General features: G+C 63.3%; 14 protein-coding genes. 7 read left to right on the forward strand and 7 right to left on the reverse strand.

Features of this window, described 5'->3' with window-relative positions; genetic code table 11:
- Genes rfbG through ABJ363_11790 form a run of 5 tightly spaced genes read left to right on the forward strand, consistent with a single transcriptional unit; the run spans position 1 to position 4,371 of the window.
- On the forward strand, positions 1 to 1,089 hold the full coding sequence (rfbG, locus tag ABJ363_11770) for a CDP-glucose 4,6-dehydratase (protein ID MEP4379670.1): 1,089 nt from the start codon (positions 1 to 3) through the stop codon (positions 1,087 to 1,089).
- A complete protein-coding gene (locus ABJ363_11775) occupies positions 1,086 to 2,333 on the forward strand; it encodes a class I SAM-dependent methyltransferase (protein ID MEP4379671.1) in 1,248 nt (415 codons plus the stop codon). The genes rfbG and ABJ363_11775 overlap by 4 nt, the downstream gene beginning before the upstream one ends.
- Positions 2,333 to 2,869: a dTDP-4-dehydrorhamnose 3,5-epimerase gene (gene rfbC / locus ABJ363_11780; GenBank protein ID MEP4379672.1), complete on the forward strand. Its 537-nt coding sequence runs from the start codon at positions 2,333 to 2,335 to the stop codon at positions 2,867 to 2,869. Before ABJ363_11775 ends, rfbC (ABJ363_11780) begins: the two co-directional genes overlap by 1 nt.
- Position 2,870: 1 nt before the next feature.
- Positions 2,871 to 3,461, forward strand: a complete 591-nt coding sequence (locus tag ABJ363_11785; GenBank protein ID MEP4379673.1) for a CatB-related O-acetyltransferase — start codon at positions 2,871 to 2,873, stop codon at positions 3,459 to 3,461.
- Positions 3,454 to 4,371: an NAD(P)-dependent oxidoreductase gene (locus ABJ363_11790; protein ID MEP4379674.1), complete on the forward strand. Its 918-nt coding sequence runs from the start codon at positions 3,454 to 3,456 to the stop codon at positions 4,369 to 4,371. The genes ABJ363_11785 and ABJ363_11790 overlap by 8 nt, the downstream gene beginning before the upstream one ends.
- Here ABJ363_11790 and ABJ363_11795 read toward each other — a convergent pair.
- Both ABJ363_11795 and rfbC (ABJ363_11800) read right to left on the reverse strand, forming a co-directional pair.
- Positions 4,368 to 5,258, reverse strand: coding sequence for an NAD-dependent epimerase/dehydratase family protein (locus tag ABJ363_11795; protein ID MEP4379675.1), 891 nt, complete (start codon positions 5,256 to 5,258; stop codon positions 4,368 to 4,370). The two genes, ABJ363_11790 and ABJ363_11795, sit on opposite strands and share 4 nt — an antisense overlap.
- Positions 5,251 to 5,814 carry a dTDP-4-dehydrorhamnose 3,5-epimerase gene (rfbC, locus tag ABJ363_11800; GenBank protein ID MEP4379676.1) on the reverse strand — a complete coding sequence of 188 codons (564 nt, stop codon included), beginning with the start codon at positions 5,812 to 5,814 and terminating at the stop codon, positions 5,251 to 5,253. The genes ABJ363_11795 and rfbC (ABJ363_11800) overlap by 8 nt, the downstream gene beginning before the upstream one ends.
- Positions 5,815 to 6,065: 251 nt before the next feature.
- On the opposite strand from rfbC (ABJ363_11800), the gene ABJ363_11805 reads away from it, so the two are divergent.
- Both ABJ363_11805 and ABJ363_11810 read left to right on the forward strand, forming a co-directional pair.
- Complete coding sequence (locus ABJ363_11805; GenBank protein ID MEP4379677.1) at positions 6,066 to 7,052, forward strand: glycosyltransferase family 2 protein; 987 nt, start codon at positions 6,066 to 6,068, stop codon at positions 7,050 to 7,052.
- 2 nt (positions 7,053 to 7,054) lie between these two features.
- Complete coding sequence (locus ABJ363_11810; GenBank protein MEP4379678.1) at positions 7,055 to 8,218, forward strand: glycosyltransferase; 1,164 nt, start codon at positions 7,055 to 7,057, stop codon at positions 8,216 to 8,218.
- 4 nt (positions 8,219 to 8,222) lie between these two features.
- Here the strand turns inward: ABJ363_11810 and ABJ363_11815 are convergent, their stop codons facing one another.
- From ABJ363_11815 to ABJ363_11835, 5 genes are read right to left on the reverse strand one after another with little or no spacing between them, the layout of a single operon-like run.
- The gene (locus ABJ363_11815) at positions 8,223 to 9,332 is read right to left on the reverse strand and encodes a DegT/DnrJ/EryC1/StrS family aminotransferase (GenBank protein MEP4379679.1); all 1,110 of its coding nucleotides are present in this window, start codon (positions 9,330 to 9,332) and stop codon (positions 8,223 to 8,225) included.
- A gap of 5 nt (positions 9,333 to 9,337) precedes the next feature.
- A complete protein-coding gene (locus ABJ363_11820; GenBank protein MEP4379680.1) occupies positions 9,338 to 10,438 on the reverse strand; it encodes a DegT/DnrJ/EryC1/StrS family aminotransferase in 1,101 nt (366 codons plus the stop codon).
- Positions 10,439 to 10,464: 26 nt separating this feature from the next.
- Entirely contained in the window at positions 10,465 to 11,745 is a 1,281-nt protein-coding gene (locus ABJ363_11825) for a nucleotide sugar dehydrogenase (GenBank protein ID MEP4379681.1), read from the reverse strand.
- Positions 11,742 to 12,680: a Gfo/Idh/MocA family oxidoreductase gene (locus tag ABJ363_11830; GenBank protein ID MEP4379682.1), complete on the reverse strand. Its 939-nt coding sequence runs from the start codon at positions 12,678 to 12,680 to the stop codon at positions 11,742 to 11,744. The genes ABJ363_11825 and ABJ363_11830 overlap by 4 nt, the downstream gene beginning before the upstream one ends.
- A 13-nt stretch (positions 12,681 to 12,693) precedes the next feature.
- Positions 12,694 to 14,247 carry a PfkB family carbohydrate kinase gene (locus ABJ363_11835; protein ID MEP4379683.1) on the reverse strand — a complete coding sequence of 518 codons (1,554 nt, stop codon included), beginning with the start codon at positions 14,245 to 14,247 and terminating at the stop codon, positions 12,694 to 12,696.
- Positions 14,248 to 14,267: the final 20 nt, after the last annotated feature.

A 14,267-nucleotide genomic window follows, 5' to 3' on the forward strand; every position in this document is an offset into this window, starting at 1 on the left:
ATGAGCAATCCCGATCAGGACTTCTGGCGCGGACGGCGCGTCCTCGTGACCGGCCATACCGGCTTCAAGGGCGCCTGGCTGTGCGCGTGGCTGGAGATGCTGGGCGCCGAGGTGCATGGTTTCGCGCTCCCTCCCGAGCCGGGCGCAAACCTGTTCCGTGACCTGGGCGCGTGGACATACCTCACCTCCATGACGGGCGACATCCGTGATCGCGAGGCTGTGGAAATCGCCTGCGCCGCCGCCGACCCGGATATCGTCATTCATCTGGCCGCCCAGTCCCTGGTCCGCCGCGCCCATCGCGACCCGCTGGGCACCTACGCGAGCAACGTGCAGGGCACCGGAAATCTTCTTGAAAAGCTCTCCGCCTGTGCGGGGCTCCGCGCGATTTTGGTTGTCACCAGCGACAAATGTTACAGGAACGACAATAGCGGCCGCCCGTTCGTGGAATCCGACCCGTTGGGGGGCAGCGAGCCTTATGGGGCGTCGAAGGCGGCGCAGGAAACGCTCAGCGCCGGCTGGCGCAAAGGCATCCTCGAAAACCGCGAGCGTGCACCGCGGCTCGCCACCGCGCGCGCCGGCAATGTCATCGGCGGCGGCGACTGGTCGGAGGACCGGATATTGCCCGACCTGTTCCGGGCCATCGGCGCGGGCGACGCGCTCCAGGTCCGCAACCCCGACGCGACGCGACCGTGGCAACATGTGCTCGACGTGCTGGCGGGCTATATGCGCTATGCCGAGGCCCTGGTGCGCGACAAGGATGCAACGCTTCCGACCGCGCTCAACTTCGGCCCCGATGTGGAATCGGCACAGCCGGTGCGCTGGGTCCTGGAACGTGTGATCGAAACCGCCCGCACCGAAGGCATCGACGTCCAGGATTGGCACCACGTGCCGGAGGACGGGCCTGCGGAAGCCACCAATCTGGCCCTCGATGCGACGCTTGCGGCCACGACACTGGATTGGCGACCGCGCCTCTCGCAGACGGATGCCGCCGAGTGGACAGCGCGCTGGCACGCCCGGGCGTTGCAGGGTGCATCCCCGCGCGATCTCGTCGAGGCACAGATCAACGCCTATCGGGATCTCGCATCATGAACGCCGTCACCGGCACACATCCGGCATGCCGTTTCTGTGGCGAGGTCCTGCGGACCAGCTTTGCCGATCTGGGTGCGACACCGCTCGCGAACAGCTACCTGGACAACGCCGACCCCGGCACCCCGGACCCGTCCTATCCGCTCCACGCGCGCGTGTGTGACAACTGCCTCCTCGTCCAGGCGGAAGACGTCGTGCCTGCCGAGGAGATTTTCTCCGAATACGCCTACTTCTCATCTTTCTCGACGAGCTGGGTCGCCCATGCCGAAGCCTATACGAAGATGGCGACCAAGCGTTTCGATCTGGATTCCTCGAGCTCGGTCGTCGAAGTCGCCAGCAACGACGGCTACCTGCTGCAACATTTCGTCAAGGCGGGAATCCCCGTCCTCGGGATCGAACCCGCCGCCAACGTCGCCGAGGCGGCCGAGGCGAACGGCGTGCCGACCATGGCCGCATTCTTCGGCCTCGAACTGGCAGATGCCCTGCGAAGCAAGGGAACCCAAGCGGACCTCCTGCTCGGCAACAACGTGCTGGCCCATGTGCCGGACCTGAACGACTTCGTCGCCGGTCTCGCCCGTCTGCTGGCGGAAGACGGCGTCCTGACCATGGAGTTCCCCCATCTGGCGCGGCTGATCGAGCATGCGCAGTTCGACACGATCTACCACGAGCATTTCTCCTATTTTTCACTGCTCGTCGTCGAAAAGGTCTTCGCCCGGCACGGGCTGCGGTTGTTCGACGTCGAAGAATTACCGACCCATGGCGGGAGTTTGCGAATATTCGCGTCGCACGCAGACGGCGCGGCACGCCCGGAAGGATCCGGCCTCGCAAAGGTCCGCCGCGACGAGGCCGCGATGGGGCTCGACAAGGTCGCGAGTTACGCCGGGTTCCAGGCGCGTGTGGAGGCCATCCGCGACGGGCTGCTCGCGTTTCTGGCAAAGGCCGGGGACGACGGTAAGTCCGTCGCCGCCTATGGGGCGGCCGCCAAGGGCAACACGCTCCTGAACTATTGCGGGGTGGACGCGGCACTTATCGACTTCGTGGCCGATGTGAGTGACCAGAAACAGGGCAAGTTCCTGCCGGGCAGCCATATCCCGATCGTCGCCCCCGCGCGGTTGCGCGACACGAAGCCGGACTTTGTGCTGATATTGCCGTGGAACCTGAAACGCGAGATCACCGTCGCCCATGATTATATCGCGGAATGGGGTGGTCGGTTTGTCGTCGCCGTGCCGGAGCTGACCATCCTGTGATGAAGTTTATGCCCACGGAAATCGCCGGAGTCTTCGTCATCGCGACGGAACCGATCGCAGACGAACGCGGTGATTTTGCGCGAAGCTATTGCACCGATGAGTTTCGGGCAGCCGGCATTCGCTTCGGCATCACCCAGACGAACATCTCGCGCAACCACCGGCGCGGCACGCTGCGCGGCATGCACTATCAGGCCGAACCGTCCCCCGACCCGAAACTCGTCCGCTGTACACGTGGGCGCATCTTCGATGTCGCCGTCGACCTCAGGCCCCGGTCGGAAACCTTCTGCAGCTGGACCGGCGCCGAGCTCACCCCGGAACATCAGAACGCCCTTTTCGTGCCCCCCGGTTGCGCACACGGATTCCTGACGCTCGAGGATAATTGCGACATCGAATATCTGATGGGAGCTCCCTATGTGGCCGAGCTGGCGCAGGGGGTGCGGTGGGATGACCCCGCATTTGGGATTGATTGGCCGCACGAGCCGGCATTGATGTCCGATCGCGATGCGTCCTATCCCGACTTCGCGACCGAGGTCTAGAATGGGGGGCCTCAGCTACAGCCTCCGCCGCCTGTTCGGTGCCCCGCCGCGCAAGAGCCAGCTTCCCGGCTATATCTCGATCGGACGTGGCACCTACGGCCTCGACCGAAACAGCTTCGCCGGCCTGTCGCCCGACTGTCCGGTGTCAGTCGGGAATTATTGTTCCGTCGGGCCCGAAGTCATGATCCTCTGCAAGACCGACCATCGGACGGACCGCCCCGCGACCTATCCCGTGCGCAGTCTCCTGGAAAGCGGCGGGGCCAACCCCGATGCCGTCACCCGCGGGCCCATCACCATCGGACATGATGTGTGGATCGGCGCCCGTGCGATCATCCTCAGCGGCGTGACCATCGGAAACGGGGCCGTCATCGGCGCCGGCGCCGTGGTTTCCCGCGATATCGCGTCATACTCGGTCAATGTCGGTGTGCCGGCAAGGAACGTCCGGAGCCGGTTCGAACCCGCGCAGATCGCGGCACTTGAGGCCATCGCATGGTGGAACTGGCCGGAAACGAAGATTCGCAATTCGGCCGATCTGTTCGAGACCGGCATCGACGATTTCATCGCCGGCGCCGAACGGGCATCCGATGGCTGATTCGCGCCCGGCTCCAGACTTCTCGTCCGCGCTGGTGACCGGTGCGACGGGGTTCCTTGGATTTCATCTCGCCGGCCGTCTGGCCGACGCCGGTGTCGCGATTACCGTGATCACGCGCCCGTCGAGCGACCCGGCGCGCATCGCGGAGTTGCCGGACAACATCAAAATCCACACCGCAACGGGCGACAGCGCCGATCTGATCGCCTGTCTCGACCGGGCGAAGCCCGATACGGTGTTCCATCTCGCGGCGCGATTCCTGGGCGCCCACACGCCCGACGATATCGCGGGACTGATCGAAGACAATGTGACCTTCACGGCCCAGCTCTGCGAAGCGGCCGTCGCCGCGAAATGCCCGGCCCTCGTGGCCGCAGGCACCGGATGGCAGAACGCCGGGAGCGCCCCCGGTGATCCGACACCGGCCCCGAACACGCTCTATGCCGCGAGCAAGCAGGCGGCCGATGACATCATCGACTATTATTGCCGGCAGTCGGATTTGAACGCGGTCACGCTCAAGATCTACGACAGCTACGGCCCCGACGATCCCCGGCGCAAGTTCCTGGCCGTGCTTCGCGAGACCGCAACCCGGGGTGAAGCGCTCGATGCGACTCCGGGCGATCAGTTGCTCCACATGGTGCATGTGGACGATCTGGTCGACGGGTTCGTCCATGCGGGCAATCTTCTCGCGACGGGTGAAATTCGCGGCCGCGCCAGCCACACCCTGCCGTCGGGGCAGGCCGTCACGCTGCGTGAGCTGGCCGAATTGTGGATGTCGACGAACGATTGCCGCGTCGAGATTGATTGGGGCCGCCGGCCCCATCGCGACGGCGAGGTCATGGCGCCGTGGGAGGGTACTCCCTTGCCCGGCTGGACTCCCCGGATCGGCCTGAAAGCGGGCCTGAAGGGCTGCTAGGTCGCCTCACCCGGCCCGAACAGATCGCCGCGCCCGCCGGCAAGGAACGGCCGGGGCGCATAGCCGAAATCCGCCGCCGCCGCGCCCACATCGAAGGCAAGGTCCCGATTCATCCGTCGCGCGACATCCGCGCTTAGCTCGCTGCCGGGAATGACGCCGCCGGCGAGCGCCAGTATCTGCGGCAAGGCCGGGATATTGATCATTCGCGGTGACCGTTCCAGCACCGTGAAAATCCTTGCGATCATGTCCCGGTAGGAAAGGGTCTCGCCGCCGCCGAGGGCGTAGATGCGGCCATGGGTCTGCCTGTTATCCAGCGCAGATAGCGCCGCGGCCGCCAGATCGTCGGCATGCACGGGCTGGCGGGAACCCATGGCGTCGCCATAAACAGGATAGACGCCGAACCGGCGAATGAAACGCCCCGCCGCCGCAACGGTGTGGTCCCGGCCCGTCCCGTAGATCAGGGTGGGCCGCAAGATTGTCAGGGCCATGCCATGGGTGCGGCTTCGGTCCTGCAGTTTTTGCTCGGCATCGAGAACCCGCTCGACCACGGCCTTTTCATGCGCCGTCGACGTATCCGCCTTGCCGAGCACCGATGTGGTGCTGAAACAGACCAGGCGCTGCACACCGCCTTCCGCGAGCGGGTCCGCGAGGGGTGCGAGGCGCCATACTGGTATTGTCGCGATCGCCTGCCGGGGCAGTTCCGCATCGGGTGCGAACCCCTGTTCGGCCTCGAAGGCGGCCGGCTGCAGGCTCTTGAGCCTGGGGAGTCTGCCGGGCTCCCGCGCCAACGCCAGGACCGGCCGGTCACCCAGACGCGTCAGAATGTGTGCGCCGATCTGCCCCGTGGCGCCGACGACCAGCAGCGCGGCGGGCGTGGCTTCAGTCATCCCGGCCGAACGGTGATTCGAGATCCGCCAGAAGCGGCAGGGCCTCGTCGCGCGCATTCACAATTGCATCGCCCACGCCCACCGGCCAATCGATCGCCAGCGCAGGGTCACGCCACAACACACCGCCTGTCGCCTCGGCGCGATAGGGTGCCGTCAGCTTGTAGAAGACGAGGGTGTCGGGCTCGGTCGTGCAGTATCCGTGCGCAAAACCCGGCGGGATCCATAGCTGCTGCGGCGAGTCACCGCGCAAGGTAACACCCACATGTCTGCCGAAGGTCGGCGACCCCTTGCGGACATCCAGCGCGACATCGTAGATGGCGCCCGAGAGGCATACGATCAGCTTGCCCTGATCATGGGGCGGGATCTGAAAATGCAATGCGCGGATCACACCGACCGCCGCGCTATGGGTCAGATTGTCCTGCGCGAACGAGACCGGGAGCCCCGCCTCGGCCAATACCGCCGGATTCCAGAGTTCGCTCAGCCAGCCGCGATTGTCCATGTGGCGGCCGGGATCGACGATTTTGACGTCCGGAATATCTGTGTCGATGATCTGCACAGGAACGAAGTATCGGTGCGACCCCGGTGCGTCAAGGAAGCTGCCTGCAAGTAGCCATGTTTTCTGGCCCCATGGGAAACATGCCGCCAGTTAAATACAGCCGGATCAATGGCATAGGGTGTATGATCGTCGCAAACCGAGGTAAAGCGCGCACCGAGCAAGAGAAACCGGCCCATCGGGCGGATGAACGGAACACGCTCACGCCGTTGGCCGCATGAACCCTTTTGAACTCTATCCGGACAACCCCAGAATTGTCGGCCTCCGTCACAGTCATCATCGTCAACTTCAATGCGGGCGAACATCTGCGCAGATGCGTCGCGGCGCTGAAGGCGCAGTCGTATACGGATTTCTCCGTCGTTCTCGTGGACAACGCCTCAAGTGACCGGTCCCTCGACCTGGCCCGTGCCGAAATCGGTGACGACACGCGATTTTCCATCTCGCAGCCGCAATCCAATCTCGGTTTTGCTGCCGGCAACAATCGCGGCGCCGCGAACACGCAGAGCAGATGGATCGCCACGCTGAACCCCGATGCGTTCCCCGCCGCCGACTGGCTTGAGACCCTTGTTGGAGCCACGAAGCGCCATCCGGACATCGCGATGTTCGGTTCAACGCAGGTCATGGCGAACGATCCGGCCAAACTGGATGGCGCCGGAGACCGCTACTTTGTCGCCGGTATCCCGTGGCGTGATCGTTCACGCGCACGTCTCGACAACGCGCGCAAGCAGGGCCATGACACGTTCGAGACCTTCTCGCCCTGTGCCGCGGCGGCGCTCTATCGTTCAAATGCCTTTCGGGATGCCGGGGGCTTCGACGAAAACTTTTTCTGCTACGTGGAGGATGTCGATCTCGCCTTCCGGATGCGCCGACGGGGCCACCGCTGCCTGCAGGTCATCGATGCGTTGGTGCATCACGTCGGTGGCGGCGCGGGCGGCGGTCGACGGTCGGATTTCGCGCGTTACCACGGCACACGCAACCTGGTCTGGTGTTTCGCGAAGAACATGCCGATCGGGCCCCTGATTCTGCTGGCCCCGATACACCTGATCATCCTCGGATTCTTCCTGACCATCGCGGCCCTGCAGGGGAATGGCGGTGCGGTCGCAAGGGGCATCAGGGATGGTATCGGCGGCCTGCGGCGCATCAAACGCGAGAAACACGACGCGGCAGCCCGCTCGACAGTCCTGGATGCTGTCGACTGGACCCCGCTCGGGTATCTTCGCCAACGGTTTCGGGGCGAATGACGATGGCGTTGTCGCGATCCCTCAACATGGCGAAACGGCGGCTCGCCCATGCCATCGAAGCCGCCATGGCGCCAAGGTCCGGAGACTACGACAACCCGACGGCAGACCCGACGATCGCCGGGCTGTTTGGTGCGGCCAGCGGGATCGGGGAATCGGCACGGCTCTGTGTCGACGCGTTGCGCGGATTGGGCATCGAGACCGATACGATTGATCTGAGCGACGCGCTTCACCAGAACGACATCCACGCCGAGCGTTACCAGACGACCCGATCCGGAAATGCCGGCCCGCTCATCATCCATCTGAACCCGCCGGAACTTCCGCGCGCACTGCGCCTGATCGGCCGCCAACGCCTCGCCGGCCGCAAGATCATCGGATACTGGGCATGGGAGTTGCCTGAAGCACCGGCAAGCTGGTTGCGCGCGATGCAGTACGTCCATGAAGTCTGGACCCCGAGTGGTTTCTGCACCGCCGCGCTTTCGACCGGCGCGACTGTCCCGGTGAGGACCGTGCCGCATATCCTCCCGGAACTGCCACCTGTTGTGTCGGGAACGGCCGACCGTGACGTCGAGTTTCATGTGATCGCCGGCGGGGACGCGCGCTCCAGTCTCGCGCGCAAGAATCTCGAGGGCGCCCTTCTCGCATTCCGAAATGCATTCGGCGATGACCCGGCTGTCCGCCTCAGCATCCGGCTGGGACACGGGTCGTCAACGGACCCGGTGGTCGCGGCGTTCGAACGGCGTTGCGCGGCGCATCAGAACGTTCGATTGCTCGAAGACACCGTGGATGAGGCCGGATACACCCGTTTCATCGCATCGGCGGATGTGGTGATTTCATTGCACCGCTCCGAAGGTTTTGGCCTCGTGCTCGCCAAGGCCATGCGCATGGGACTTCCCGTCATCGCCACCGGCTGGTCGGGAAACATGGAGTTCATGACTGCGCAGACGGCGTGCCTCGTCGGCTTCGAAGCGACAGATGTCCATGACCCGCAAGGCATTTATCCCGGCGCAGGGCAACATTGGGCGGAGCCTGATCTCGATGCGGCCTCCACATGGCTGAAACGACTGCGCTCGGACCCGGAGCTACGCACCCGGATCGGCGAAAATGCAGCGCGCGCGTATCCTGCGGGACGATTCCAGAAAATGCTGCGCGACGCGCTCGGTCGCTGAATATCTACGCGTAGAAGGCGTTGACCTGCTCGGCGACATAGGAGACCTGATCTTCGGTCAGGCACTGATGGTGCGGCAGCGCCAGCACCCGGTCGCATTGCGCTTCGGCGACGGGCATGTCGCCACGCTTGTAACGCCCCCACTGTGCGGCCGCGTTATGCAGATGTAACGGTGTTCCATAGTAAATCAGGCTCTGAACGCCGTTCTCGGCCAGATGCGCCTGCAGGCCATCGCGGTCGTCGGCCTGGACCAGGAACATGACCCAGGCATTCTGCTCTTCCGGCTTGTCCGCCGGGATGAACACCTGCTCCGTCGTAATCATCTCGCGATACTGGTTCACGTTCTTCGCGCGCCGCGCGATGACATCCTCCAGCCGGGTCAGCCGGTATTTGAGAACTTCCGCGTTGAGAATATCGAGCCGCGAGTTGACGCCATACATGACGCAATCATCACGGCTTTCGAGGCCGTGGTTGCGATACAGCCGCACCTTACGGTCAATCTCATCATCGTCGGTGAGCAGAAAACCGCCATCGCCGAGTGCGTTCAAATTCTTGAGCGGGTGGGTCGAAATCGCGCCGACCTTGCCGAAGGTCCCGCCATGCTGTCCCTTCCAATAGGCGCCCATGCACTGCGCTGAATCCTCCACCACGAAGAGGCCATGGCGGTCCGCAATCGCGTTGACCTCGTCCATGTTGGCGATCCGGCCGCACCAGTGGACCGGCATGATCGCCTTGGTCTTGTCCGTGATCGCCGCCTCGATGAGCGATGGGTCGATATTCTGATCGTCGGTCACATCCACATAAACCGGAACCGCACCCACATGCGCGATCGCCCCCGTCGTGGCAACGAACGAGACCGGCGTCGTGATGACCTCATCCCCGCGCCCCACATCTGCGGCCCAGAGCCCCATGAGCAACGCGTCGGTGCCCGAGTTCAGGCCGATACAGTGTTTGGCACCCGTGAACGCGACGACATCGGCTTCGAACTCGGCCAGTTCCGGCGTGAGCACCAGATGCCCGGACGTCATCACCCGGTCGAAGATCGCGATCAGCTCATCGCGCTCCTCCTGGTAACGCTGCTGGAGATCGATGAACGGAACCTTGAAATCAGCCATGTTACTTACCTTGCGTAGAACTCTTTGACGGTCTCGATCACATAATCCTGCTCGGCCTGCGTCAGGTGCTGATCGACCGGAAAACTGATCATGGTCTCGACATGCCGGTCGGTGACCGGGAAATCGCCCTCGACATGGCCGAGATGGGCCAGTGCCTCCTGCCGGTAGAGCGCGATCGGATAATGGACCTTCGCCTCGATGCCCGCATCGAGACAATGCTGCAGCAACGCATCGCGGTCTTCGGCGAACAGAATGTAGAGAAGATATACGTGCCTGGTGCGCGGGTTGCGCCGCGGGATGACCACTCCGTCGATGGATTCGAAGCCCGCATCATAGTGGGCGGCAACCTCGGCGCGCCGCGCCACGATGTCGGGCGTCTGTTTAACGATCCATTTTCCGACCACCGCCTGGGTTGAATCGAGACGCGTGTTGTAACCGAGGATTTCCATCTCATCGCGGTTGCGCAGTCCGTGATTGCGCAGCAGGCGCAGCTGACGGTCCATTTCGTCGTCATTGGTCACGACGATGCCCGCATCGCCCCAGACATTGATGATCTTGAGTGGATGCATCGAGAATCCGGCGGCAATGCCGAACGTCCCGGCCTTCGCGCCGTCCCATTCGGACAACAGGCTTTGACAGGCATCTTCCACCACCGGCAGGCCATGGGCCTCGGCAATGGCGTTGATCGCCGGCATGTCGGAACAGTCGCCGGTCAGGTGCACGGGCATGATCGCCTTGGTCCGGTCGGTGATGGCGCCTTCGAGCTGCCCCACATCCATGCAGAAATTGTCGTCGCAATCGACGAAGGCAGGCTTGGCACCGACCTCGTTGATCGCGCCGACAGTCGCATAGAAGGTATTGGCCGTGGTGATGACTTCGTCGCCGGGCCCAAGCCCCAGGGCCTTGAGCGGCAGTTTGAGCGAATCCGTTCCCGACCCCACGCCGATGGCATGCCGCACACCCAGCATCTCGGCGAACAACGCCTCGAACTCGCGTACCGGCGCTCCCAATGTGAAATCGCCCGAGGCGACAAGCGCGCGCAACTCGTCGAAGACTTCATCGACGTCGGCGAACTGCTGGGGCAGCGGTGAATAGCGAACATGCATGGTCGGATCGGTTCCCAATCGGAGACTTAGCGCGGCCTTGAACCCAGACCGTGATATCGAAGCCCGTGCGAACTCACGACTTTCGCATCATACAAACGATAGGGATCAATTATCACGTCGCCCCGCATCTCCCGCACGAAAATCTCCGGTTGCAGGGACCGGAACTCATCCCAGGGCGTCATGATCACCGCAGCATCCGCACCCGCCAGCGCCGCTTCCATCGTCGGCATCTCCACCAGCCCGTCATGCCAGGCCCGATCCACCGTAACCACCGGATCGTACGCCACAACATCGAAGTCGCGCAGCGCATCCAGCAACTCGAGTGCCGGTGAATTCTTCACCGAGTCCGAATCCTCTTTATAGGCCAGCCCCAGGACGGCAATACGGGCATCCTCCCGTTCTCCAAGGACCGTCTGCGCAAGGGTCCGCAGCGGCCAACCCTTGCGGTAAGCGCTGTTGGCAACATAAGCCTCGATCGCCCGCGCATCGGACCCGTGACGTTCTGCCAGCGCAATGGCGGTCGCCATATCCCGTTCCAGATTGCCCCCGGAAATGCCCAGACCGGGATTGAGATAGGCGTACGGGCCGATGCGCCGGTCCAGCCGCAAGGCCGGGGCAATCTCGGACCATTCCGCGCCGACACGTTCACATATCTCGGCAATCGTGTTGGTTGTCGTCACACTGGCAGTCAAAAACAGATTGATCGAGATCTTGGCGAGCTCGGCGCTTTCATAGCGCATCGGCAGGAGCGGGCAGCCATAGGCGCCGAGATAGGCCGCCAGCGCCTCGGGCATGCCGGCGTCGCCCTCATGCAGCCCGACGATGAACCGTTCGGGCTGGAGTGTCCGATGCACGGCCTGGCCGAAGATCAGCGTCTCGACCACATAGCAGAGTTTTTCGGGCGAACGATCGATCGAACGCGTAAATCCCGGCGGCACCTGACACAACAGTGTCAGGATCGCCGTCTCGGATAAAGCCTCGGCCAGGTCATCAACCAGCGCGCGGATGGGTGCGAGGTCGCTCTGGCCCGCATCATCGGTCGGTACGTCACGGGCCACGAAGACCAGGTCACAATCGCCCAGTGCGGCAACATCGTCGGTAAACTGAAGTAGTCCGGCGTTCTTCTCGACGAGCGCGTCGAGATCCGGCTCGACGACAGGCAGGTCGCCACGCGTCAGCGCCGCAATCAGGGCCGGGTCCGGATCGTACCCGACAGTGGAAAAACCCTTCTCCGCCGCCCCCGCCGCACTCACCAGCCCGAGATGGGACATTCCGGCGAACCCGACGCGTATTGGTTTCGCGCTCATCCGGCCTTGTCCGCGATCCGGATCGCGGGCGCCGACAGGCGGGCGAGTTCGTCGCTGATCCAGATATCCGTATCGAGGTTGGTGCCCTCGGCTTGAGCGCAGAGCGACTTGAAATGGTCATACTCAAGCGCCCAGGTTGGATCGTCCTGTTCCAACGTTTCGCTGTCCTCTTCCGGACGTCCGGACGGCAATATGCGGGTGCGCTGACGAAATGTCGTCGGGCCCCATTTGCACAGGGATTCGATATGCGCCGAGCCCTTTTCCCCCAGCACGTCGCAGGTGAAATGGTTCCGCCACATCAGCAGTGTCATCTCGAACTCCAGTCGCGGCGAAACAGCGTCGTTGACCAGAACCACATGGTCGGGAGACCGGTTTTCAAAACGGTTCGAGGAAACCACCTCGAACGATGTCGGGCGGGTTCCGAACCAGAAGTTTGCCGTATCGAGGAGATGCGAACCCAGATCCCCCAGCACGCCCGCCCCCTGGTCGCGCCAGCGCGAATCCCGGACCAGCCGCGCCGTGCCGTTCCCGTAAAACATCCGGCAGGAATAGATGCGGCCCAGCACGCCGGAATCGATACATTCCTTCATGCGCACGAAGTGCGGCTCGAACCGGTGGTTATAGGCGGTGTAGCAAACCGCCTCCTTGTCGCGAGCGAGAGCCGCGAGTTCACGCAACGCGTCGGTCGTGGCGGCGACCAGAGGCTTTTCGACCAGCACATGCTTGCCGTGGCCCAGCAGATATCGCAGCAATGTTTCCTTGGCGTCGTCGGGGGTGCAAACGAGCGCGGCATCGAATGTATCGAGCGGAACGTCTTCAAGATTGTCGAAGTCGACGTCGTCGGCGATGGGATCGACCGTGGCCACCACTTCATCGCCGGCAATCATCCGCCGCTTGCGACCCTGAACCCCGATACCGACGACGACGACGCGCATGTTCTTCGATCGCTCAGCGATAATGGGCCTGGCGCTCAAGTATATCGATGTGCCCGCGCACATCGTCGGGCGTGACCGGGATATTCCCGTCATGCCCGCACTCGACCGCAGCGGCGATGGAGCCCAGGATGGATGCTATGACATCGTTACCCGTGGCCTTCAGTGCGAGCGTCGCGTAGGCCAGTAGCGCGTCTCCCGCACCCACCGCGTCTTTCACGTTACCGGCGAATGTCTCGAGCGAGTAAAAGGCACGCGGGTCGCCTTCTGGCCGGTTGCGGAAGGTCAACGTGCCGCGGTCACCGAGCTTGAGAATAAGCAGTTCGCAATTGGCAAGCTCACGCAGGGCCTCGGCCAATGGTCGCACCACGGAATCCTGGTCCCCCAGCGCGAAGCGCGCCTCGCGTTCATTCGGCGTGATCAGGTCAAAATTCTGGAATTCCAGAATATTGCCCCACCGGCTCGCCACCTGGCTGTCCGCGACCCGGAGAACATTCCCGGGAATGGCGTCGACCAGCGCGGGGATCGTTTCGCGATTGAATATGCCGTGGCGGAAATCGCTGAAGACGACGATATCGGTCTCGACGGACCGGATCGCCGCCGTAAACTCATCGCGGATCTTCTCCGATATGGAACGGTTGTCGAGCGTATCGACCTTCAGCAGCCGGTAATTGTCGGCGACGATTGCGTTCTTGTTGGTCGTCGGGCGCGTCGGGTCGATAATCGGCCGGCATTCGACGCCGGCCTCCTTAAGATCCTCGATCGCGAAATCCTTGAAATCGTCGTCGCCCAGGACCGTCGAATACACGACCTCGGCCCCTGCGGCCCGCAGATGCTTGGCCACGATGCCCGCACCGCCGACATAGTCATCCTGCTCCTCGTAGCGCACGCTCATGGTCGGCGTCTTGGTCATGCCGCCGATCATGCTGCACCGGGTCAGGCTGTCGACGATCGTGTCCCCGACCACATGCACCCGCAAATCTCTCATCGCGTCGAGAGCGCCGCGGAGATCCGCAAAACCGATTGATTCGCCGCTCATGACGAGCAGCAGCTTCTCGACGCCCAAATTCGGTGGCGAGGCTTCGATCAGCGCCGATGACGAGTAGACGATGTCCCCCGGCGTGAAAATCACCTCGCCGCCATAGGAATCGAGGACCGCGATCTCCTCCTCCGTCTTCGGATGGATGGCCCCGTGATAATACTCGTAGCCCTTGGCAAAATAGTCCGGCTGGATCGCCTTCAGATTGGCCAGCGGCGTGGGGTCGGAGTCAACGATCACATAGTCGACGAGCTCCAGCGCGGCCAGGTTGATGGCGCGGAGGTCCTGCGGGACATAGGGCCTGAAATTGGCCTTCTCGATATGGGCGTCCGCCGTCAGGCTGGCGACGAGAACATCCGCATGCTGCTTGGCATAGAGCAGATGACGCACATGCCCCGGATGCACGACATCGAAGGTGCCGTGACACATGATGACTTTCTTGTCGCGCGGGAACGGCCCGATCTCCGCGATCAGGTCCTCGACGGACTTGATCTTGTGGTTCACGAGCTCACTGCTCAGTGGATCGATCAACGGCTTTGTCCCCCAGAAAT

It is taken from the genome of Alphaproteobacteria bacterium, assembly GCA_039980135.1.
Classification (GTDB): Bacteria; Pseudomonadota; Alphaproteobacteria; order UBA6615; family UBA6615; genus UBA8079.